At 62.1% G+C, this 21,868-nt stretch carries 19 protein-coding genes; 14 read left to right on the plus strand and 5 right to left on the minus strand.

The window, feature by feature from the left end; translation table 11 throughout:
• Nucleotides 1-293: 293 nt before the first annotated feature.
• The gene (gene rsgA / locus HU806_RS25625; protein ID WP_186615616.1) at nucleotides 294-1,325 is read right to left on the minus strand and encodes a small ribosomal subunit biogenesis GTPase RsgA; all 1,032 of its coding nucleotides are present in this window, start codon (nucleotides 1,323-1,325) and stop codon (nucleotides 294-296) included.
• A 109-nt stretch (nucleotides 1,326-1,434) separates the two neighbouring features.
• On the opposite strand from rsgA, the gene orn reads away from it, so the two are divergent.
• Both orn and HU806_RS25635 read left to right on the plus strand, forming a co-directional pair.
• Nucleotides 1,435-1,977: an oligoribonuclease gene (gene orn, locus HU806_RS25630; RefSeq protein ID WP_186615618.1), complete on the plus strand. Its 543-nt coding sequence runs from the start codon at nucleotides 1,435-1,437 to the stop codon at nucleotides 1,975-1,977.
• Nucleotides 1,978-2,205: 228 nt separating this feature from the next.
• Nucleotides 2,206-2,820 carry a TRIC cation channel family protein gene (locus HU806_RS25635; protein ID WP_186615643.1) on the plus strand — a complete coding sequence of 205 codons (615 nt, stop codon included), beginning with the start codon at nucleotides 2,206-2,208 and terminating at the stop codon, nucleotides 2,818-2,820.
• Here HU806_RS25635 and queG read toward each other — a convergent pair.
• On the minus strand, nucleotides 2,802-3,881 hold the full coding sequence (gene queG / locus HU806_RS25640; RefSeq protein WP_186615620.1) for a tRNA epoxyqueuosine(34) reductase QueG: 1,080 nt from the start codon (nucleotides 3,879-3,881) through the stop codon (nucleotides 2,802-2,804). The two genes, HU806_RS25635 and queG, sit on opposite strands and share 19 nt — an antisense overlap.
• A 63-nt stretch (nucleotides 3,882-3,944) precedes the next feature.
• On the opposite strand from queG, the gene HU806_RS25645 reads away from it, so the two are divergent.
• From HU806_RS25645 to HU806_RS25700, 12 genes are all read left to right on the plus strand, one after another.
• A complete protein-coding gene (locus tag HU806_RS25645) occupies nucleotides 3,945-5,444 on the plus strand; it encodes an NAD(P)H-hydrate dehydratase (RefSeq protein WP_186615622.1) in 1,500 nt (499 codons plus the stop codon).
• Nucleotides 5,432-5,899: a tRNA (adenosine(37)-N6)-threonylcarbamoyltransferase complex ATPase subunit type 1 TsaE gene (gene tsaE, locus HU806_RS25650; RefSeq protein ID WP_186615623.1), complete on the plus strand. Its 468-nt coding sequence runs from the start codon at nucleotides 5,432-5,434 to the stop codon at nucleotides 5,897-5,899. Before HU806_RS25645 ends, tsaE begins: the two co-directional genes overlap by 13 nt.
• Nucleotides 5,900-5,902: 3 nt before the next feature.
• Complete coding sequence (locus HU806_RS25655; protein WP_186615626.1) at nucleotides 5,903-7,333, plus strand: N-acetylmuramoyl-L-alanine amidase; 1,431 nt, start codon at nucleotides 5,903-5,905, stop codon at nucleotides 7,331-7,333.
• The gene (mutL, locus tag HU806_RS25660) at nucleotides 7,330-9,243 is read left to right on the plus strand and encodes a DNA mismatch repair endonuclease MutL (protein WP_189672578.1); all 1,914 of its coding nucleotides are present in this window, start codon (nucleotides 7,330-7,332) and stop codon (nucleotides 9,241-9,243) included. The genes HU806_RS25655 and mutL overlap by 4 nt, the downstream gene beginning before the upstream one ends.
• Entirely contained in the window at nucleotides 9,243-10,214 is a 972-nt protein-coding gene (gene miaA, locus HU806_RS25665) for a tRNA (adenosine(37)-N6)-dimethylallyltransferase MiaA (protein WP_186615628.1), read from the plus strand. The genes mutL and miaA overlap by 1 nt, the downstream gene beginning before the upstream one ends.
• A 91-nt stretch (nucleotides 10,215-10,305) precedes the next feature.
• A complete protein-coding gene (hfq, locus tag HU806_RS25670) occupies nucleotides 10,306-10,566 on the plus strand; it encodes an RNA chaperone Hfq (protein WP_003186419.1) in 261 nt (86 codons plus the stop codon).
• Between the two features lie 12 nt (nucleotides 10,567-10,578).
• Nucleotides 10,579-11,880, plus strand: coding sequence for a ribosome rescue GTPase HflX (gene hflX, locus HU806_RS25675; RefSeq protein WP_186615630.1), 1,302 nt, complete (start codon nucleotides 10,579-10,581; stop codon nucleotides 11,878-11,880).
• An 85-nt stretch (nucleotides 11,881-11,965) separates the two neighbouring features.
• Nucleotides 11,966-13,138, plus strand: coding sequence for an FtsH protease activity modulator HflK (hflK, locus tag HU806_RS25680; RefSeq protein WP_186615632.1), 1,173 nt, complete (start codon nucleotides 11,966-11,968; stop codon nucleotides 13,136-13,138).
• Nucleotides 13,138-14,007 (plus strand): protease modulator HflC, encoded by an 870-nt coding sequence (gene hflC, locus HU806_RS25685; protein WP_014336306.1) that lies wholly within the window; start codon nucleotides 13,138-13,140, stop codon nucleotides 14,005-14,007. The genes hflK and hflC overlap by 1 nt, the downstream gene beginning before the upstream one ends.
• 321 nt (nucleotides 14,008-14,328) lie before the next feature.
• Nucleotides 14,329-15,516, plus strand: coding sequence for an ATP phosphoribosyltransferase regulatory subunit (locus HU806_RS25690; protein ID WP_186615634.1), 1,188 nt, complete (start codon nucleotides 14,329-14,331; stop codon nucleotides 15,514-15,516).
• A gap of 55 nt (nucleotides 15,517-15,571) precedes the next feature.
• Complete coding sequence (locus HU806_RS25695; RefSeq protein ID WP_039592540.1) at nucleotides 15,572-16,864, plus strand: adenylosuccinate synthase; 1,293 nt, start codon at nucleotides 15,572-15,574, stop codon at nucleotides 16,862-16,864.
• A 150-nt stretch (nucleotides 16,865-17,014) separates the two neighbouring features.
• Nucleotides 17,015-18,949 (plus strand): methyl-accepting chemotaxis protein, encoded by a 1,935-nt coding sequence (locus tag HU806_RS25700; protein ID WP_186615636.1) that lies wholly within the window; start codon nucleotides 17,015-17,017, stop codon nucleotides 18,947-18,949.
• A gap of 82 nt (nucleotides 18,950-19,031) precedes the next feature.
• On the opposite strand, the gene HU806_RS25705 is transcribed toward HU806_RS25700, so the two are convergent.
• The 3 genes from HU806_RS25705 to HU806_RS26600 form a co-directional block, all read right to left on the minus strand.
• Nucleotides 19,032-20,585, minus strand: a complete 1,554-nt coding sequence (locus HU806_RS25705) for an ABC transporter permease (protein WP_186615639.1) — start codon at nucleotides 20,583-20,585, stop codon at nucleotides 19,032-19,034.
• Nucleotides 20,585-21,595, minus strand: coding sequence for an extracellular solute-binding protein (locus HU806_RS25710; RefSeq protein ID WP_186615641.1), 1,011 nt, complete (start codon nucleotides 21,593-21,595; stop codon nucleotides 20,585-20,587). The genes HU806_RS25705 and HU806_RS25710 overlap by 1 nt, the downstream gene beginning before the upstream one ends.
• Nucleotides 21,592-21,868: hypothetical protein (locus HU806_RS26600; protein WP_238350239.1), on the minus strand; the 277-nt coding region annotated here is incomplete at its 5' end. The genes HU806_RS26600 and HU806_RS25710, both read right to left, overlap by 4 nt.

A 21,868-nucleotide genomic window follows, 5' to 3' on the forward strand; every position in this document is an offset into this window, starting at 1 on the left:
TGGATATAGCGCATAAGAAAAATGCCCGTATCTTGCGATACGGGCATTTTCTTCAACCGACCAACAGATTGCTAGGTTTTCACACAGTCTGTTCATCGTCGGCTTTTTTATGGGCTACTGTTCACTTGAGGCTTGCTTGCCTTTGTGGCGAGGGAGCTTGCTCCCGCTCGGCTGCGCAGCAGTCGCAAGGCCGGACAACTCGGTCTGGCTGGAGACTGTTGGGGCCTGCTTCGCAGTCCAGCGGGAGCAAGCTCCCTCGCCACAAGAGTGATCGGCCTGATATTGCGTGCCGTTCAGTAACTGCTTTCCGGCAGGCTGGCGATGATCGAGCGGTAGCTGTTCATCCGTTGCTGATGCACGCGACCTTCTTCCAATGCCTTTAGCAGGGCGCAACCGGGCTCGCGGTCGTGCTTGCAATCACGAAAGCGACAGGTACCGATCAGTTCGTTGAACTCGATGAACCCGGCCTCGACATCGGCCCGGCTGACATGCCCCAGGCCGAATTCGCGGATACCTGGCGAGTCGATCAGTTCACCGCCACCGGGGAAATGGAACAGCCGCGCGGTGGTGGTGGTGTGGGTGCCCTGGCCAGACAATTCGGACAATGGCCCGACGCGGGTCTCGACTTCCGGTAGCAGGCTGTTGACCAGCGAAGACTTGCCGACGCCGGACTGGCCGACGAACACGCTGATGCGCCCGTCCAACTGCTGTTGCAACTGCTCCATGCCATTGCCGTGGTGGGCCGAGACTTCCAGCACCGGATAACCCAGATCCCGATAGACCGACAGCAGGGCGTTCAGCGCCGTGGCGTTGTGTTCGTCGATCAGGTCGAACTTGTTGAGCAGCAACAACGGACGGATGCCGGCGTGTTCCGCTGCCACCAGGTAGCGGTCGATCAGGTTGGCATGGGGCTCGGGCAGCGGGGCGAACACGATCACGATCATGTCGACGTTGGCGGCCACGGGCTTGAGTTGGCCTCGGCTGTCCGGACGGCACAGCTCGGTATGGCGTGGCAATTGCGCGACGATCACGCCGATGCCCTGGTTGCCCGCGCGCCAGACGACCTGGTCGCCGGTCACCAGCGCTGGCAGGTTGGCTCGAAGGTGGCAACGGAAAACCTGGCCGGCCAGTTCGCCTTCCTTGGCCTCGACCTCGACCTGCACACCGAAGTGAGCGATCACCAGCCCGGTCTGTTCCGGGCCCAGGTCACCGCCTTCCAAGGCTTCGACAGCGCTGGACTCGCGTTTGGCGGCGCGGGCGGCGCGCTCGCCCTGGATCTTTTCGATGCGCCAGTTCTGACGACGATTGAGTTGGCGTTTGGCCATGGGTGTTCCGTATGAAGAAATGCAGCGAATAGGGTAAAACGGCGGCGAGTTTAGCACGCCCCGGAGGCTGCCTAGGCTAAACTGCGCAGCTACGCCGAGGAGCTTTCCCATGCAAAACCCGCAAAACCTCATCTGGATCGACCTGGAAATGACCGGTCTGAACCCCGACACCGACGTCATCATCGAGATGGCCACCATCGTCACCGACAGCGATCTGAACACCCTGGCCGAGGGGCCGGTAATCGCTATCCATCACAGCGACGAGATCCTGGCCGGCATGGACGAGTGGAACACTCGCCAGCACGGTGGCTCGGGCCTGACCCAGCGGGTGCGCGACAGCAAGATCAGCATGGCCGAGGCGGAAGCCCAGACCATCGCCTTCCTCGAGCAATGGGTGCCGAGGGGCAAATCGCCGATCTGCGGCAACAGCATCTGCCAGGACCGGCGCTTCCTGTATACCCACATGAAATCGTTGGAAAGCTATTTCCACTATCGCAACCTGGACGTCTCGACCCTCAAGGAGCTCGCCGCCCGCTGGGCCCCCGAAGTTCGCGACAGCTTCCAGAAAGGCAGCACGCACCTGGCCCTGGATGACATTCGCGAGTCCATCGCCGAGTTGCAGCATTACCGCAAGCATTTCATCAAGTTCTGATTGAAACGCACGGCGCTCTTGTGGCGAGGGAGCTTGCTCCCGCTGGCCTGCGAAGCAGGCCCCAACAGTTTTCCAGGAAGACTCAATCGTCTGGTTTGCGACTGCTGCGCAGCCGAGCGGGAGCAAGCTCCCTCGCCACAAGGGGGGCTTAGCCGTTGAGCGACGCCTTGCCCTCTTTTGGTGCCAGCCCAAACTGGCTAGACTGCGCGCCTTCCTGCAAGGACCGCCATCATGCTGCTGATGCTGTATCTGATCGCCATCACCGCCGAAGCCATGACCGGCGCGCTGTCCGCCGGGCGACGGGGCATGGACTGGTTCGGCGTGGTGCTGATCGCCTGCATCACGGCGCTGGGTGGCGGCTCGGTGCGCGACGTTCTGCTGGGGCACTACCCGCTGACCTGGGTCAAGCATCCGGAATACCTGGTGCTGACCACTGCGGCGGCCATGCTGACGGTATTCCTGGCACGCTGGATGCGTCACTTGCGCTCGCTGTTCCTGGTGCTCGACGCCGTGGGCCTGGTGGCGTTCACCTTGATTGGCTGCATGACCGCACTGGAGATGGGGCACGGCATGTTGGTGGCGTCGGTCAGCGGCGTAATAACAGGGGTGTTCGGCGGCATCCTCCGGGACATCTTCTGCAACGATATCCCGCTGATCTTCCGCCGTGAGCTTTATGCCAGCGTCTCGTTTGCTGCCGCGTGGTGCTATCTGTTATGCGTCTTCCTGCAGCTGCCCAGCGAACAGTCGATCCTCATCACGCTGTTTGGCGGTTTCCTGCTGCGGCTCCTGGCAATCCGCTTCCACTGGGAAATGCCCAAGTTTGTCTATAACGACGAAGTCTGACGCTCGGCGTGCTGGCGCAACGCCCATTCCACATGTTCCTGCACCAAGGCTGACGGATAGTCCCGTCGCGCCTTTAACGCTTCCATTACCGGTATCGTCGTAGGCGCGTTCCCGAGCCCCACCGCCAGGTTGCGCAGCCAGCGTTCGTAACCGGCGCGGCGTAGCGGCGAACCCTCGGTGCTGCTGAGGAATTTGTCCTCATCCCACATGAACAATTCGGCCAGTTCAGCATTGTCGAGGTTGTGGCGGGGCTTGAAGTCGCCTTCCCCCGACGGCCGGGCGAAGCGGTTCCACGGGCAGACGATCTGGCAGTCGTCACAGCCGAACACCCGATTGCCGATCAATGGCCGCAGGTCCTCCGGAATGGCATCTTTCAGCTCGATAGTGAGGTAGGAAATGCACCGCCGTGCATCCAGTACGTAGGGGCCGACGAATGCGTTGGTAGGACAGATATCCAGGCAGGCGGTACATTTTCCGCAATGTTCGCTGGCATGGGGCGGGTCTACCGGCAGCGGAAGATCGACGAACAGTTCGCTCAGGAAGAAATAGCTGCCGGCCTTGCGGTTCAGCACTAAGGTGTTCTTGCCGATCCAGCCCAGCCCGGCCTGTTCGGCGATGGCTTTTTCCAGCACCGGCGCGCTATCGACGAACGCGCGATAGCCAAAGGGGCCAATGGCCGCCTGGATTTTTTCCGCCAGTTGCTGCACGCGTTTACGGATCAATTTGTGGTAATCGCGGCCCAACGCATAACGCGAGACGTAGGCTTTTTCCGGTTGGGCAAGCCGTTGCGCCATTTGCGTGTCGCCTGGCAGGTAATCCATGCGCAGGGACACCACGCGCAAGGTGCCGGGCACCAACTCTTCTGGATGCGAGCGCTTGCTGCCGTGGGCGCCCATATAGTCCATTTCGCCGTGGTAACCGGCCTCCAGCCAGCGTTGCAGGTGCTGTTCATGCTCGGCGAGGTCCAGGCCGCTGATGCCGACCTGCTGGAAACCCAGCTCGCGGCCCCAGTCCTTGATGGATTGGGCGAGAGTGGCAAGATCGGTGGGAATGGCAGGCATGAGGCGAGAGAAACCGGAGCTGAGATGCGTATAATTCTGCCAGACATCGGAGCCCGAAGACGCATGCCGCAGACTAAAGATGATTTTCCCGACGCGCTGTACAGTGCCGCGCAGGTCCGGTCCCTCGACGCACAGCTGATCGCGGCGGGCACCAGCGGCTTCGAATTGATGCAGCGCGCCGCCCGCGCCACCTGGCGAGCCATTGTCCGGCGCTGGCCTGAAGCCAGCGAGCTGACCGTGCTGGCCGGCCATGGCAACAACGCCGGCGATGGCTACCTGGTCGCGACCCTGGCCCGGCGCGCCGGCTGGTCGGTCCGAGTGCTGGCGGTGGGCGAGCCCCGGCGTTTGCTCGGTGATGCGGCCAATGCCCATGCCGAAGCCGTGGCGGTTGGTGTGCCAGTAGAGCCCTGGACGGACGAATGCGAGTTGCGCGGTGTATTGCTCGACGCACTGCTCGGCACGGGGCTGAGTGGCGATGTGCGCGAGCCTTATGTGCGGGCCATCGATACCATCAATGTCAGTGGCCTGCCTGTCGCCGCTGTGGATATCCCCTCGGGATTGTGTGCCGATACCGGTCGAGTGCTGGGCACTGCGGTGACAGCTGACCTGACCGTGACTTTCATCGGCCTGAAGCTTGGCCTGTTCACGGGGGATGCGGCGGACCGGGTCGGTGAATTGTTTTTCAATGATTTGCACGCGGACCCGGACATCGTTGAATTGGCGCCGGCCAATGCTCGATTGCTCCTGCCGCGCAATCTGCCACGTCTGACGCCTCGCGCGCCCACATCCCACAAAGGCAAGTTCGGTCATGTGTTGTTGATCGGCGGCGACCGGGGCTTCGGCGGCGCGATCCAGATGAGCGCCGAAAGCGCCCTGCGCTGCGGCGCGGGAATGATTTCCATGTCGACGCGCAGCGAGCATGTGACCTGCGTCCTGGCGCGTTTGCCGGAAGTCATGGTGCAAGGCACCCATTCGGCGAACCAATTGATGGGCTTGCTCAAGCAGGCCAGCGTGCTGGTGGTCGGGCCGGGCCTGGGCCAGGCCGCCTGGGGCCGTAGTCTGTTGTCGGCGGCGGCCAACGCGCCGTTGCCGCAAGTGTGGGACGCCGATGCGCTGAACCTGTTGAGCAGCGGCGCGGTCAGCCTGCCCGAGCAGTGCGTCATCACCCCGCACCCGGGCGAGGCCGCGCGATTGCTGGGAATCTCCACTGTCCAGGTGCAGGCCGATCGTTCGGCCGCCGCCCATGCGTTGAGCAAAAAATATACAGCCACCGTGATCCTCAAGGGCGCCGGCAGCCTGATTGCAAGTCCGGACGGCCGCCTGGCCGTTTGCCGCCAGGGTCATCCGGCCATGGCCACGGCTGGCCTGGGAGATGTATTGGCCGGCGTGGTCGGCGCCTTGCTGGCCCAGGGTCTGGAAGGCTTCGACGCGGCCTGCCTGGCAGTCTGGTTGCACGCCAATGCTGGCGCGCAAGCCGGTCAACTGGGACGGGGATTGGTGGCCACCGACCTGATTCCGGTCATTCGTCAGTTGTTGGAGGAGCATTCACCGTGTCTGAAGTAACCCTGTACGTGGCGGACGAACATGCCATGACACAATTTGGCGCCCGCATCGCGCAGATCACCGCCGGCCATGGCCTGATCTTTCTCGAAGGGGATCTCGGCGCGGGGAAAACCACTTTGTCCCGTGGCATTATCCGCGGTCTCGGTCACGTCGGGTCAGTCAAGAGCCCGACGTTTACCTTGGTCGAACCCTACGAAATCGGTGACATCCGCGCGTTCCATTTCGACCTGTACCGGCTGGTGGACCCCGAAGAATTGGAGTTCCTCGGTATCCGTGATTATTTCGAAGACGACGCCTTATGCCTGATCGAATGGCCCCAGAAAGGTGCAGGCTTTTTGCCAAAGCCCGACCTGACCATTACCATTGGCGCGCAGAATGGCGGGCGTTTGTTGAAACTGTCTCCGCAGGGCTCGCGTGGCGAGTCGTGGTGTGCCGCTTTGGCATTGGAAAATTAATTGATGATGGGGTTTGGTATGCGCTTTCGCGCGGTGGTTGCTGTCGTAGGACTGTTGCTTACGGCACTGGCCGTCGATGCTGTGGCTGAGACAAAGGTCAACAGCGTTCGCCTCTGGCGGGCGCCGGACAATACAAGGCTGGTGTTCGACCTGACAGGCCCGGTGCAGCACAGCGTCTTTACCCTCACGGCCCCGGATCGCCTGGTGATCGACATCAATGGTGCGTCCCTCGGCGCGCCGTTGAACGTGCCCACCTCCAACACACCGATTACCGCGATGCGCTCGGCCCAGCGTACGCCGACCGACCTGCGGGTGGTCATCGACCTGAAAAAAGCCGTGACTCCGAAGAGCTTCACCCTGGCCCCCAACGCCCAGTACGGCAACCGGCTGGTGGTGGACCTGTTCGACAACCCGGCCGATGCCGACCCGCCGCCACCGCCGCCGACCAAGGTTGCCACGGTGCCGGCGGTGCCGGTGACTCCGACCGAACCTGCGCTCAAGCTCCCGCCAGCGCCCGCTGGCAAGCGCGACATCATTGTCGTGATCGACGCCGGCCACGGTGGCGAGGACCCGGGCGCCTCGGGTTCGCGTGGGCAGCGTGAAAAAGACGTGGTGCTCTCGATCGCTCGCGAATTGCAGCGCCAGGTCAACGGCATGAAAGGCTTCCGCGCCGAACTGACCCGCACTGGCGATTATTTCATCCCGTTGCGCGGCCGCACGGAAATCGCCCGCAAGAAAGGCGCCGACCTGTTTGTCTCGATTCACGCTGACGCCGCACCTTCGACCGCGGCATTCGGGGCCTCGGTGTTTGCCCTGTCCGACCGCGGCGCTACCTCCGAGACTGCTCGCTGGCTGGCCGACAGTGAAAACCGCTCCGACCTGATTGGCGGTGCGGGCAATGTCAGCCTCGACGACAAGGACCGGATGCTCGCGGGTGTGTTGCTGGACTTGTCGATGACCGCCTCGTTGACCTCCAGCCTGAACGTCGGCCAGAAGGTCCTGAGCAATATTGGACGCGTCACGCCGCTGCACAAGCAGCGCGTCGAACAGGCCGGGTTCATGGTGCTCAAGTCGCCGGACATCCCGTCGATCCTGGTGGAGACCGGGTTCATCTCCAACGCCAACGAAGCCTCGAAACTGTCGTCCGCGAGCCATCAGCAGGCCCTGGCCCGATCCATCAGCAGTGGCGTGCGGCAGTTCTTCCAGCAGAATCCGCCGCCGGGCACCTACATCGCCTGGTTGCGCGACTCCGGCAAGATCGCCCAAGGCCCGCGGGATCACCGGGTCAATCCTGGCGAAACCCTGGCCATGATTGCCGTGCGTTACCAGGTGTCGCCCGCCACCTTGCGCAGCGCCAACAATCTCAAGAGTGACGAGCTCAAGATCGGCCAGACCCTGACCATTCCGGGCAATGAAGTGGCGGCCAAGCAATGAGTGACGAAGTGATCGGCAGCAGCGCCCGCATCGAACTGCTCAGCCCTCGGCTGGCGAACCAGATCGCCGCCGGCGAGGTGGTCGAACGCCCGGCCTCGGTCATCAAGGAATTGCTGGAAAACAGCCTCGACTCCGGGGCCAAACGCATCGACGTCGATGTCGAGCAGGGCGGCGTCAAGTTGTTGCGTGTACGCGATGACGGTGGCGGTATTCCTTCCGACGATTTGCCGCTGGCCCTGGCCCGCCACGCCACCAGCAAGATTCGCGACCTCGAAGACTTGGAACGGGTCATGAGCCTGGGGTTTCGTGGCGAGGCCCTGGCCTCCATCAGCTCCGTGTCGCGCCTGACCCTCACCTCACGCACCCGCGACGCCGAGCAGGCCTGGCAGGTCGAGACCGAAGGCCGCGACATGGCCTCTCGCGTCCAGCCCGCGGCCCATCCGGTGGGCACGTCGGTGGAAGTGCGCGACCTGTTCTTCAACACCCCGGCCCGGCGCAAGTTTCTCAAGGCCGAGAAGACTGAATTCGACCACCTGCAGGAAGTCATCAAACGCCTGGCCCTGGCGCGTTTTGACGTGGCGTTCCACCTGCGCCACAACGGCAAGACCATCCTCAGCCTGCACGAGGCTCACGATGATGCGGCCCGCGCCCGACGTGTCGGCGCGGTGTGCGGTGCGGGTTTCCTGGAACAGGCATTGCCTATCGAGGTGGAGCGCAATGGCCTGCACCTGTGGGGCTGGGTCGGGTTGCCGACGTTCTCCCGCAGCCAGGCGGACTTGCAGTATTTCTATGTGAACGGTCGTGCGGTTCGCGACAAACTGGTGGCCCACGCCGTGCGCCAGGCGTATCGCGATGTGTTGTTCAACGGACGGCATCCGACTTTTGTATTGTTTTTCGAAGTCGACCCTTCGGTGGTGGACGTCAATGTCCATCCGACCAAGCACGAAGTGCGTTTCCGTGATGGGCGCATGGTCCATGATTTCCTTTATGGCACCTTGCACCGGGCGCTGGGCGACGTGCGTCCGGAAGATCAACTCGCGGCTCCGGCGGCAGTGGCGGGCATGGTCCGGCCAACGGGGCTGGAGGCCGGCGAATTCGGGCCCCAGGGTGAAATGCGCCTGGCGGCCAATGCCTTGCTGGAGCAACCCCAGCCTCAGCCGAGCTACAACACGGCCGGCAACGGTGCCGGCAGCGGCTATCAGTATCAATACACCCCGCGCCCGCAATCGAACGTGCCGGCAGCCGAGGCCCAGGCGGCCTATCGCGAATTCTTCAAGCCATTGCCGGAAACCGGCGCGGCGGCACTTCCCGACGGCCAGGGCGACATCCCGCCGCTGGGTTATGCCCTGGCTCAGCTCAAGGGCATCTATATTCTCTCGGAAAACGCCCAGGGCCTGGTCCTGGTGGACATGCACGCCGCCCACGAGCGGATCATGTACGAACGGCTGAAGATCGCCATGGCCAGCGAAGGGTTGAGTGGCCAGCCGCTGCTGGTGCCCGAATCCCTCGCCGTCAGCCAGCGCGAGGCTGATTGTGCGGAAGAGCATGTGAGCTGGTTCCAGCGCCTGGGCTTTGAGTTACAGCGGCTGGGGCCGGAAACCCTGGCGATCCGGCAGATCCCGGCCTTGTTGAAACAGGCCGAGGCCAATCGGCTGGTCAGCGATGTGCTGGCGGACTTGATGGAGTACGGCACCAGTGACCGGATCCAGGCGCACCTGAATGAACTGCTCGGCACCATGGCCTGTCACGGCGCGATCCGTGCCAATCGGCGCCTGGCCCTGCCGGAAATGAACGGCCTGTTGCGGGACATGGAAAACACCGAACGCAGTGGCCAATGCAACCACGGCCGGCCGACCTGGACCCAACTGGGCCTGGACGACCTGGACAAACTGTTCCTGCGCGGTCGTTGATGAACCAGCTCCCTCCTGCGATTTTCCTGATGGGGCCGACGGCCGCTGGCAAGACCGACCTAGCCATTGAGCTGACCAAAGTCCTGCCCTGCGAGTTGATCAGCGTCGATTCGGCGCTGGTGTACCGCGGCATGGACATCGGCACCGCCAAGCCGTCAAAAGAACTGCTGGCCGAATTTCCCCATCGCCTGATCGACATCCTCGACCCGGCCGAGGCTTATTCGGCAGCCGATTTTCGCCGTGACGCGCTCCAGGCCATGGCCGAGATCACCGCCCGGGGGAAGATCCCGCTGCTGGTGGGCGGCACCATGCTTTATTACAAGGCCTTGGTCGAGGGGCTGGCGGACATGCCGGCCGCCGACCCCGAAGTGCGCGCGCAGATCGAAGAAGAAGCCGCGCGCCTTGGCTGGCAAGCACTTCATGAGCAATTGGCGGTCATCGACCCGCAGTCGGCGGCGCGTATTCACCCCAATGACCCGCAACGGCTCAGCCGGGCCCTGGAGGTTTATCGGGTCAGCGGCCAAAGCATGACGGCCCTCAGGCAGCGACAATCTGCGCAAAGTACTGAAGCAGCCGCTTCGGGACTGCAACAATTGCCCTATACTGTCGCGAATCTGGCCATCGCTCCGGCGGACCGGCAAGTGCTGCATCGGCGAATTGAACAAAGATTCACATTAATGTTGGAACAGGGATTCATAGACGAGGTCGTAGCCCTGCGTGAGCGAAGTGACCTGCATGCCGGGTTGCCGTCTATACGTGCGGTAGGTTATCGACAAGTCTGGGACTACCTGGACGGCAAGCTGACGTCAGCCGAGATGCGCGAACGCGGGATTATCGCCACGCGCCAATTGGCAAAGCGCCAGTTCACCTGGCTGCGCAGCTGGACTGACTTGCATTGGCTCGACAGCCTTGATTGCGACAATCTGCCACGCGCCTTGAAATACCTTGGGACCATCTCCATATTGAGCTGAGTCCTTGCAATTGCCGTCTATCCTTGGGGGTGTGACGGCCCAAGCCATCTGATTCCGATTTTTATAATTGATCCTTAAAGGAGTGCGGCACATGTCAAAAGGGCATTCGCTACAAGACCCTTACTTGAACACTTTACGTAAAGAAAAAGTTGGGGTGTCCATCTATCTGGTCAACGGGATCAAACTGCAAGGCACGATCGAGTCTTTCGACCAGTTCGTCATCCTGCTGAAGAACACCGTCAGCCAAATGGTCTACAAACACGCTATCTCGACAGTGGTGCCGGTTCGTCCAATTCGTCTGCCTAGCGCAACCGAATCCGAAGGCGGTGACGCTGAACCGGGTAACGCTTGATAGGAGCCTCCTTTGTTCTTTGAGCGCCACGGTGGTGGTGAGCGGACTATTCTCGTTCACTTGGAAGGACAGGACCCTGAGGCGCGCGAAGATCCGCAGGAGTTTCAGGAATTGGCAATTTCGGCCGGCGCCGAGACCGTCGCGTTTGTCAACGTGCCGCGTCATCGGCCAACCGCCAAGTTCCTGATCGGCAGTGGCAAGGTCGAGGAGTTGCGCGACCTGGTCAAGGCCGAGCACATCGATCTGGTGATTTTCAATCACATCCTCACGCCCAGTCAGGAGCGCAACCTCGAACGTGTCTTCGAGTGCCGCGTGATCGACCGCACAGGGCTGATTCTCGACATCTTCGCCCAACGCGCACGTACCCATGAAGGCAAGCTCCAGGTCGAACTGGCCCAGCTTGAACACATGAGTACGCGGCTGGTCCGCGGCTGGACTCACCTTGAACGCCAAAAAGGCGGGATCGGCCTGCGTGGTCCGGGTGAAACCCAGCTGGAAACCGACCGGCGCCTGTTGCGGGTTCGCCTGCGCCAGATCAAGGGGCGGCTGGAAAAAGTCCGCAGCCAGCGCGAGCAGTCGCGTCGTGGCCGCAAGCGGGCGGACATCCCGACGGTTTCACTGGTGGGTTATACCAACGCCGGCAAATCGACCTTGTTCAACAACGTCACTCAATCCGACGTCTACGCCGCCGACCAGTTGTTCGCCACGCTCGACCCGACCCTGCGCCGGCTCGACCTGGCTGACCTCGGGCCGATCGTGCTGGCCGACACCGTAGGCTTCATCCGTCACCTTCCGCATAAACTCGTCGAGGCTTTCCGGGCTACGCTCGAAGAGTCGAGCAACTCCGACCTGCTGCTGCACGTGATCGATGCCGCCGAGCCGGACCGGATGCTGCAGATCGAGCAGGTAATGGTCGTGCTGGGTGAGATCGGGGCCCAGGACTTGCCGATCCTCGAGGTATACAACAAACTCGATTTGCTCGAGGGCGTGGAGCCGCAGATCCAGCGCGATGCCGACGGCAAGCCGCAACGGGTCTGGCTGTCAGCTCGTGATGGCAGTGGATTGGACCTGCTCAAGCAGGCCGTGGCGGAGCTGCTGGGCGATGACTTGTTCGTCGGCACCCTGAAGCTGCCGCAGCGTTTTGCCCGGCTGCGTGCCCAGTTCTTCGAGTTGGGCGCGGTGCAGAAAGAAGAACATGATGAAGATGGCGTCTGCCTGCTGGCTGTTCGCCTGCCTCGGGCGGAACTGAACCGGTTGGTCAGTCGTGAAGGGCTGCAACCGATGGAATTCATCGAGCAACACACTTTGCAATAAAAGCCTGAGAAAGCTGTGTCAGGCATTCTGTAGCATTGGCCGGCGCGCCGTGGGTGCGTCTTTGCTTTATCAGATGGAGAGCGCTATGGCTTGGAATGAGCCGGGTGGCAACTCGAATAACCAGGATCCCTGGGGCGGCAAGCGTCGTAACAACGGCGACCGCAAGGGACCACCGGATCTCGACGAGGCCTTCCGCAAGCTGCAGGAAAGCCTGAACGGTTTGTTCGGTGGTGGTAAGAAACGCGGTGACGATGGCGGCAGCCGTCCGGGCAAGAGCGGAGGTTTCGGCCTGCTCGGCATCGGTCTTGTCGTACTCGCGGCTGTCTGGCTGTACAGCGCGGTCTATGTCGTGGACGAGCAGGAGCAGGCCGTGGTGCTGCGCTTCGGCAAGTACTACGAAACCGTAGGCCCGGGCCTGAACATCTACTTTCCGCCGATCGATCAGAAGTACATGGAGAACGTCACGCGTGAGCGTGCCTACACCAAGCAGGGCCAGATGCTGACCGAAGACGAGAACATCGTCGAAGTGCCGCTGACCGTGCAGTACAAGATCACCAACCTGCAGGACTTCGTGCTGAACGTCGACCAGCCGGAAATCAGCCTGCAGCACGCGACCGAAAGCGCCTTGCGCCATGTGGTGGGTTCCACCGCCATGGACCAGGTGCTGACCGAAGGTCGTGAACTGATGGCCAGCGAGATCAAGGAACGCCTGCAGCGCTTCCTCGACACCTATCGCACCGGTATCACCGTTACCCAGGTCAACGTGCAGAGCGCAGCGGCACCGCGTGAAGTCCAGGAAGCCTTCGACGACGTGATCCGTGCCCGTGAAGACGAGCAGCGTTCGCGCAACCAGGCTGAAACCTATGCCAACGGCGTCGTGCCGGAAGCCCGGGGTCAGGCCCAGCGCATCATCGAGGATGCCAACGGTTATCGCGACGAAGTGGTCTCCCGCGCCAAGGGTGAGGCTGATCGCTTCACCAAACTGGTAGCCGAGTATCGCAAAGCCCCTGAAGTCACCCGCCAGCGTCTGTACCTGGACACCATGCAGGAAGTCTTCAGCAATACCAGCAAGGTCCTCGTGACGGGCAACAAGAACGGCCAGAGCAATCTGCTGTACCTGCCGTTGGACAAGATGGTCGAGAGCGGTCGCAACACCAGCACGCCGCCGACCAGCGCGGCAGCCGCCAGCAATGAAGCCAATGCCCGCGCGGCGGCGGATCTGCAGCAACAGCAAGCACGTACCAGGGAGAGTCGCTGATGAGCAATAAATCGCTGATCGCCCTTATTGTCGGTGTCGTCGTGGCGATCGCTGCCTGGAACTGCTTCTACATCGTGGCTCAGACCGAGCGGGCGGTGTTGCTGCAATTCGGTCGCGTGGTCCAGGCTGATGTCCAGCCGGGGCTGCATGTGAAAGTGCCGTACGTCAACAAGGTGCGCAAGTTCGACGCTCGCCTGATGACGTTGGATGCACCGACGCAGCGTTTCCTGACGCTGGAAAAGAAGGCCGTGATGGTCGACGCCTACGCCAAGTGGCGCGTGAAGGATGCCGAGCGTTTCTACACCGCGACCTCCGGCCTCAAGCAGATCGCCGACGAGCGTCTGTCACGTCGTCTGGAATCGGGCCTGCGGGACCAGTTCGGTAAGCGCACCCTGCACGAAGTGGTGTCTGGTGAGCGTGATGCGCTCATGGCCGACATCACCCGTTCGCTGAACACGATGGCGGAAAAAGAGCTGGGTATCGAAGTCGTCGATGTCCGGGTCAAGGCCATTGACCTGCCGAAGGAAGTGAACCGCAGCGTGTTCGAGCGGATGAGCACCGAGCGTGAGCGTGAGGCTCGCGAGCACCGCGCCAAGGGTAACGAGTTGGCCGAAGGCATCCGTGCCGACGCCGATCGCCAACGCCGCGTGCTGCTGGCCGAAGCCTATCGTGAATCGGAAGAGGTCCGTGGTGATGGTGATGCCCAGGCCGCTTCGATCTACTCCAAGGCTTATGGTCAGGATCAGGAGTTCTACGCGTTCTACCGTAGCCTGCGTGCCTACCGTGAAAGCTTCGCGAACAAATCCGACGTCTTGGTCCTCGACCCAAGCAGCGACTTCTTCCACTACCTGGAAAAGTCCAAGCCTTGATGCGACGTTGACCTGAAGCACTCCGCCCGGCGGCTAAAACGTCGGGCGGGGTGATCCTTTCGGAAAACGTGTGTATGATGCGGCAGCCGGGAAATTCCCGGCTTTTTTGCGTCTGCACGTTTGATTGTGGTTATAGGTGCAGGCGTCGGGTTGAACTACTCGACAGGTTTTTCGAGGAAAGTGCTTGGCGAGGCCGATCCAGGGCCATTCGTCACGTCGCCCTTGCGCGTGGTTTGCGGATCTTCGCATGGCGCCGGCATTTTCTGCTTCACTCAAGGCCAGCCTGAAGGCTGGCCGCCCGGACCATAGGGGAATGGCGTAATGGCAACGGTAGACCGCTGGCTGCTGCCAGATGGCATCGAAGAAGTACTGCCACCGGAAGCTGCGCGTATTGAAGTTGCGCGTCGGCAGGTGTTGGATCTGTTCCAGAGCTGGGGTTACGAGTTCGTCGTTACCCCGCATATCGAGTACCTGGAATCCCTGCTGACCGGCGCGGGCCAGGACCTGGACCTGCGTACCTTCAAGGTTATCGATCCTCAGTCGGGTAGACAGATGGGCTTTCGTGCCGACATCACGCCGCAAGTGGCACGCATCGACGCCCACACCCTGCGCCGCGAAGGTCCCAGCCGGCTGTGCTATGCCGGCAGTGTCTTGCATGCCCAGCCGCGTGCCTTGTCGTCTTCGCGCAGTCCGATCCAGCTGGGCGCCGAGCTGTATGGCGACGCCAGCCCGAGCAGTGACGTAGAAGTCATCAGCCTGATGTTGGCTATGCTGCAACTGGCTGACGTGCCGGATGTCCACATGGACCTGGGGCATGTCGGCATCTATCGTGGCCTGGCCCGTGCGGCCGGTTTGTCCGGCGAAGTGGAACAGCAGTTGTTCGACGCGCTGCAGCGCAAGGCCATCGACGAAGTTGTCAGCCTGACCGAAGGCCTGCCGGCCGAGTTGTCCGGCATGTTGCGTGCGTTGGTGGATCTGTGTGGCGGCCGTGAGGTGTTGGTTGCGGCCCGTGAGCGCTTGGCCCATGCGCCGGCGCCGGTGTTGGCGGCACTGGACGATCTGCTGGCGATTGCCGATCGTTTGTCGGTGCGCTTCCCCGAGTTGCCGCTGTATTTCGACCTGGGTGAGTTGCGCGGTTATCACTATCACACTGGCGTGGTGTTCGCCGTGTTCGTGCCGGGTGTTGGCCAGTCCATCGCCCAGGGCGGTCGCTACGACGACATCGGTGCCGACTTTGGTCGCGCCCGTCCGGCGACCGGTTTCTCTACTGATTTGAAAACCCTGGTGACCCTGGGGCGTGCTGAAATCGAGCTACCGTCTGGCGGTATCTGGATGCCGGACAGTACGGATGCGGCACTCTGGCAGATGGTCTGCCAGTTGCGCAGTGAGGGTCAGCGCGTTGTCCAGGCATTGCCTGGGCAACCTTTGGCCGCCGCCCGTGAAGCGGACTGCGACCGGCAATTGATTCAGCAGAACGGGCTTTGGCAAGTATTGCCGCTGGCTTCTTGAGTTTTCCTGCCGGCCTTTAGCCGGCACCAAGTTTGCGCGAATGAGGACAAGTGTTATGGGTAAGAATGTCGTAGTCCTGGGCACCCAGTGGGGTGATGAGGGCAAAGGCAAGATCGTTGATCTGCTGACCGAACATGCTGCCGCCGTAGTGCGCTACCAGGGTGGCCACAACGCAGGTCACACCTTGGTGATCGACGGTGAAAAAACCGTCCTGCACCTGATCCCGTCGGGCGTATTGCGCGAAGGTGTGCAGTGCCTGATCGGCAACGGCGTGGTGGTTGCGCCCGACGCCCTGCTGCGGGAAATCATCAAGCTGGAAGAGAAGGGTGTGCCGGTGCGCGAGCGCCTGCGCATCAGCCCGTCCTGCCCGCTGATCCTGTCCTATCACGTTGCGCTGGACCAGGCCCGTGAAAAGGCCCGTGGCGAGCTGAAGATCGGCACTACCGGTCGCGGCATCGGCCCGGCCTACGAAGACAAGGTCGCCCGTCGCGGCCTGCGCATCGGTGATCTGTTCCACCGCGAGCGTTTCGCCGCCAAGCTGGGCGAGTTGCTGGATTACCACAACTTTGTCCTGGTCAACTATTACAAAGAGCCGGCCATCGACTTCCAGAAGACCCTGGACGAATGCATGGAATACGCCGAGCTGCTCAAGCCGATGATGCTCGACGTCACCGCCGAGCTGCACGAGCTGCGCCGCGCCGGCAAGGACATCATGTTCGAAGGCGCCCAAGGCTCGTTGCTGGACATCGACCACGGCACCTACCCGTACGTCACCAGCTCCAACACCACCGCGGGCGGCATCGCCACCGGTTCGGGTTTTGGTCCGATGTACCTGGACTACATCCTGGGCATCACAAAGGCCTACACCACGCGCGTCGGCTCGGGTCCGTTCCCGACTGAGCTGTTCGACGATGTCGGTGCCTTCCTGGCCAAGCGCGGCCATGAGTTCGGCGCTACCACCGGTCGCGCCCGTCGTTGCGGCTGGTTCGATGCCGTCATCCTGCGTCGCGCCATCGACGTCAACAGCATCTCGGGCCTGTGCCTGACCAAGCTGGACGTACTGGACGGCCTGGAAACCATCAACATCTGCGTGGGCTACAAGAACCAGGACGGCGCGGTCATCGACGCACCGACCGATGCCGACAGCTACATCGGCCTTGAGCCGGTGTATGAGCAGATGCCAGGCTGGACCGAATCGACCGTAGGCGCCAAGACCTTGGAAGAGCTGCCTGTAGCGGCTCGCAACTACATCAAGCGTGTCGAAGAATTGGTCGGTGCGCCGATCGACATTATTTCGACGGGGCCGGACCGCAACGAAACCATCGTTCTGCGTCATCCATTCGGCTGATAAGCCGTTGATGTAAAACACAAAGGACCCTCGTTAGGGTCCTTTGTCGTTTCTGCCACCCGTGCGGCACGACACTTGCTATGCAACTCCATTACCAGCACATCTATACGAGTGCTATCAAATTAATGGCGTTAGTAGAGGGATTCTCCTGTGTCGGCCGTTCTCTCACTGTTACAAAGCCGTCTGCTGCGGCCGGTGTTCGTTACCCTCGGTATCGCCCTTTTGGTGCAAGTGCTGGTCGCCGTTGCGCTGACCCGAAGCACGGTCACCGCGCTGGAGGCCGATCTAAACGCTCGGCTGGGGGGTGACAGTCAAAAGTTGTCTGGTGAACTGGAGCAGGCCGGGCGTGAAGTCACCTCGAGCCTGGACAGTTTGTCGACCAGCACCCGGCAACGCCTTACCGCCGGTTTGTCCACGCGATTGAAGGACGAGCAGGCGCAACTGCGCACGACGCTGGAGAAAAGCCTCAAGGAATCCGCCAATGATATGGCGCAGCTTCTTGCTTCGGTCGCTCCGCGCGCCATGTGGGACAGCGACGTGCCGACCCTTTCTGAATTCGCCCGCCGGGCCCAGCGCAATCCCAACGTGCTGTTTGTCATTTATGACGACGCCGCCGGTGAACACCTTACGCGCTACCTGAACCGGGAGAACCCGATCAACAAGGCCTTGCTGGAAAAGGGCAAGGGCGAGCGCGCGCTGGACAAAGTGCTGGACGCGGCGAAGAACGATCCCTCCGTGTATTACCTCGAAGCTTCGATCAACCCCAACGGCGTGGAAATCGGCAAGGTGTTGATGGGGGTGTCGACGGCCTCCGTTGAGGCCGATCTGAAGGCTCTCGACCAACGCTTTGCTGCTTTGATCGCCAGCAGCGATCAACTGGTGGGCGACAGCCTCAAGGGCGCCGCTGCCGACAGCGCCGCCGCCATGCGCGGCCGCCTGGGTTCGGCGCAGGCAACCGCCACGCAAATGCAGACCAACACCGCCGCTACCGTGCAAGAGGCCGCAGGAACCTTGCGCTGGCGTATCGGCCTGGGCCTGGCGCTGGTGGGCTTTGGCGTTCTGGTGTTGCTGGCCGTGGTGCTGGGGCGCCGGGTGGTCAATCGCTTGAAGCTATTGATCGCGGCGATGAACGACTTGGCGGCGGGCGAGGGCGACCTGACCAAGCGCGTGCAAATCAGCAGCAAGGACGAAATCGGCGACATGGCTTCGGCGGTCAACCGCTTTGTGGATAAGTTGCAGCCCATCGTCCGCGAGGCCGGGGATGTGGCCCAGCGGACCGGTCAGGAAATTGGCGCGATGACCTTGCGCAACTCCGGTGCCGATGCGGCGGCCGGCATGCAGCGCGATGAAGTGGCCGAGAGCTTGCGGGCGCTGTCGCAAATGGCGGACGAAGCGCAGTCGGAAAGCCAGGCGATGCAGGCCGCCTTGCAGCAGGTGGTGGAGATTCGCAAGGCTACCGACGAAAACACCCGCACGTCGGCCAAGGTGGGTGGTTTGATCGAGGCATTGGCCGGACAGGTCGACACCGGGGCGAAGGTCATTGAGCGGCTGGCGCAGCAGAGCGAGCAGATCGAAGTGGTGTTGACGGTGATTCATGGTATCGCCGAGCAAACCAACCTGTTGGCCTTGAACGCCGCCATCGAGGCGGCGCGGGCCGGGGAAACCGGGCGTGGGTTCGCGGTGGTGGCGGATGAGGTGCGGGCGCTGGCGAGCAAGACCCAGAGTTCGACCGGCGACATTCAGGCCCATATCGTCGCCTTGCAACAGGGCGCGCGTGAAGCAGTGGCTGCGATTGGCCAGGCCGGGCGTCAGGCCAGCGAGGGTTTGTTGGTGCTGCGTGACAGTGCGCGGTTGCAGCAGTCGGTGCAGGCCTCCGTCGAGCAGGTCCATGCGGCCATCGGCCTGGCGACCCAGGCAGCGGCGCATCAAGCCCAAGGCGCGCAAGCGGTGCGCAGTCGAGTGGAAACCATTCATGTCCAGGCCGAAAAAGCCGCCCAGGCCGTGGTCGAGACCACTGCCAGCGGCAAGGTGCTGGACAGTTTGGCGGAGCAATTGAAGGCGAGCCTGGGGCAGTTCAGGGCTTGATCGAAAAGCCAGCGCTGGCCTTTCGCAGGCAAGCTCGCCCACAGGGTTATCCTGTGGAGCGAGCTTGCCTGCGATGGCCGCTTCAGCGGCTCAAATACATCCGCGTCGTCAGTAGATAAACCGGCAACCCCGACACCAGGATCAATAGCGCCGCATAAGGCGCAGCTGCTGCGAACTCCACATTCGAGGTATGTGCCCATACGGCTGTTGCCAATGTATTGAGCCCGGTGGGGCTGAGCAGCAGCGTGGCGGTCAACTCTTTCATCGCATCCAGGAACACCAGTGCGAACGCCGCGCCCAGCGCCGGGAAGATGATCGGCAGCGTCACCCGACAGAATGCACTGAACGACGAAGCTCCCAGTGTTCGCGCCGCCTCTTCCAGTTGCGGCGCAGCCTTGTTCAGCGCGGTACGCACCGGCGCTTGGGCCAGCGGCAGGAATAGCAGCGCATAGGCAATCAGCAGCAGACCTGAAGTCTGGTACAGCGCCGGCACATAATGCAGGGCGAAATACACCAGGCTCAGGGCGATCACCAGCCCTGGCAGGGCGTGCAACAAGTAGGGCAGGCGTTCGGCCCATAGCGCCAGGCGACCCTTATGACGTACCACCAGCAGGCCGACCGGCACCGCGAGTATCAGGCAGAGCGCAGCGCCGCCAAGTGAAAGCGCTAGGGATGACAACAGCGCCTCGCCGATTTCGCCCGCCGGAAATGCGGCGGAAGTGCCCACCGCCAGCCAGTACGCCAACATCCCCAGCGGAATACCGCTGCCAATGACCGCCAATCCCAAGCAATACAGCTGGCCGGGTACTGCCCAGGCGCCGAGTCGCACTTGCTCGGCCTGTCGCGCCGCACCTTGTCCGGTGCGCGCGTGACGGCCCCTGCCGCGCACTCGCAACTCCAGCCACAACAGGACCAGGCACAGCGCCAACAACACGGCCGACAGCATGGCGGCATTGGCATTACTGAATTCCAGCTCGAATTGCTGATAAATCGCTGTGGTAAAGGTTTGCAGGCCGATGATCGACAGCGCGCCGAACTCCACCAGCATGTGCAGGGCAATCAACAATGAGCCGGCCAGCAGCGAAGGCCAGAGCAGCGGCAGGGTGACGCGAAAGAACACGCCCCAGCGATTCTGCCCCAAGGTGCGCGCGGACTCTTCGAGGGACGGGTCGAGGTTGCGCAGGGTTGCTGCCACGGGAAGAAAGATCAGCGGGTATTTGGACAGGGTCATCACCAGGATCGCCCCGCCCAGTCCTTCGAATTGGGCGCTCAGGGAGACCCAGGTGAAGCTGCTGACAAACGCCGGCACCGCGAACGGCAGGCACAAAATGACGCCCCAGACCCGACGGCCCCGTAGGTCACTGCGCTCCAGTAGCCAGGCCAGGGATAGGCCGATGATGCCGCAGGCCAGCGTGACGCCGGTCATCAGGGCCAGGGTATTGCGCAGCAGGCCGAACACGTAAGGCCGCCAGAGCAGGTGCAGCGCCTCGGCCCAGCCGGCTTGCCAGGCTTTTACGGTGACGTACAGCAGCGGAAGAGCGCTCGACAGCACCAGCAGCAATACGGGAAGCAGCAACCCGATCGACGGGCGCTTGCGCCGCGGAACGTAATTGCCGGCAGTCAGCGAAGGCGTCATCAGTTCAGGCCGACTTCACGTTCCAGCTCCAGTGCCTCTTCGGCGTTGCCGAGGTCGGCCGGGGTGACTTTCGGTGGTTCGAGCTCGTTGAAAGGCTTGAGGCCGCGATCCGACGTCATGCCCTTGTGCAGCGGGTATTCGGCGGACGTCTGGGTGATCACGCGCTGGCCTTCTTCACTGGCCATGTAGGCGAGCAATTGTTGGGCTTCCTTGGGGTGTTTGCTGGATTTGAGCGCAGCTGCGCTGGAGACGGTGACCAGGCCGCCGGCGTCGCCGCCTGTGAAATAGTGCAGCTTGGAGTCGAGCTGGCCTTTTTCCCGCCGCAGGGCGAACCAGTAGTAATTGTTCACCAGCACGGTTGCCACCTCGCCGTTCTCCACGGCCTTGAGGGCAACCATGTTGTTGCTGTAGACCTTGCCGAACGCGCGCAGCCCGGTGAGCCATTCTTCGGCGGCTTCCTTGCCATGCAATTTGATAATGGCGACGGCTTGTTCCTGGAACGCGCCGCTGGTCGGGACGAAGCCGACCTTGCCCTGCCATTGCGGCTGAGCGAAATCGAGGACGGTTTTCGGCAGGTCTTTTTCGTCGATCAGCTTGGGGTTGTAGGCGACCACGCGCACGCGGGCGGTCACGCCCATCCAGGCGCCATCGCGGGCCACATAGTCCTTGGGCAGTACGTTGAGGGTGGCGTCGTCGATCTTCGCCAACAAGCCTTGTTCGCCGAGTTTGTTCAGCGGCGGCGATTCTTCGGTGTAGATCACATCGGCTGGGGAGCGCTCACCTTCTTCGACCACTTGGCTGGCGAGCTGGTTGCTGCTGCCCTTGCGCACGTTGACGTGGATACCGGTCTTGGCTTCGAAGGCCTTGGCCAGTTCGTCGCCGACTTCTTTGTGTTGGCCGTTGTAGAGGGTCAGCTCCACTTTGTTGGCGGCTTCGGTGAGGGGCATGGCGAGGGTCAGGCCGAGCAGGGTGAAGGTCAAGGCGCGGCGCAGGGTGGTTCGAAACATCATTCGCGGGGTTCCTCACTGTCGTGTAGCAAAAACTTGTAACAATGATAAACGATATTGTTTCTCATGTGCGTCTTGACGATAAGTGGGGAGTCTGGTTTGTCTGGCAGATTGTCAGGAGGGGGCGTTAAGCCCGGAAACGCAAAAACCCGCTTTCGCGGGTTTTTGTGAGCTTCAAGGTGTGTAAACCTTGAAGCTTGAATTGGTGCCCAGAAGAAGACTCGAACTTCCACGACCTTGCGGTCACCAGCACCTGAAGCTGGCGTGTCTACCAAT

The organism is Pseudomonas sp. SWRI154, assembly GCF_014268645.1.
Lineage (GTDB): Bacteria > Pseudomonadota > Gammaproteobacteria > Pseudomonadales > Pseudomonadaceae > Aquipseudomonas > Aquipseudomonas marvdashtae.

Coding starts and splice junctions, on each gene's coding strand:
- rsgA (WP_186615616.1), bottom strand. CDS start 1,325: ATGGCCAAACGCCAACTCAATCGTCGTCAGAACTGGCGCATCGAAAAG.
- orn (WP_186615618.1), top strand. CDS start 1,435: ATGCAAAACCCGCAAAACCTCATCTGGATCGACCTGGAAATGACCGGT.
- queG (WP_186615620.1), bottom strand. CDS start 3,881: ATGCCTGCCATTCCCACCGATCTTGCCACTCTCGCCCAATCCATCAAG.
- HU806_RS25645 (WP_186615622.1), top strand. CDS start 3,945: ATGCCGCAGACTAAAGATGATTTTCCCGACGCGCTGTACAGTGCCGCG.
- HU806_RS25655 (WP_186615626.1), top strand. CDS start 5,903: ATGATGGGGTTTGGTATGCGCTTTCGCGCGGTGGTTGCTGTCGTAGGA.
- mutL (WP_189672578.1), top strand. CDS start 7,330: ATGAGTGACGAAGTGATCGGCAGCAGCGCCCGCATCGAACTGCTCAGC.
- miaA (WP_186615628.1), top strand. CDS start 9,243: ATGAACCAGCTCCCTCCTGCGATTTTCCTGATGGGGCCGACGGCCGCT.
- hfq (WP_003186419.1), top strand. CDS start 10,306: ATGTCAAAAGGGCATTCGCTACAAGACCCTTACTTGAACACTTTACGT.
- hflK (WP_186615632.1), top strand. CDS start 11,966: ATGGCTTGGAATGAGCCGGGTGGCAACTCGAATAACCAGGATCCCTGG.
- hflC (WP_014336306.1), top strand. CDS start 13,138: ATGAGCAATAAATCGCTGATCGCCCTTATTGTCGGTGTCGTCGTGGCG.
- HU806_RS25690 (WP_186615634.1), top strand. CDS start 14,329: ATGGCAACGGTAGACCGCTGGCTGCTGCCAGATGGCATCGAAGAAGTA.
- HU806_RS25695 (WP_039592540.1), top strand. CDS start 15,572: ATGGGTAAGAATGTCGTAGTCCTGGGCACCCAGTGGGGTGATGAGGGC.
- HU806_RS25705 (WP_186615639.1), bottom strand. CDS start 20,585: ATGACGCCTTCGCTGACTGCCGGCAATTACGTTCCGCGGCGCAAGCGC.
- HU806_RS25710 (WP_186615641.1), bottom strand. CDS start 21,595: ATGATGTTTCGAACCACCCTGCGCCGCGCCTTGACCTTCACCCTGCTC.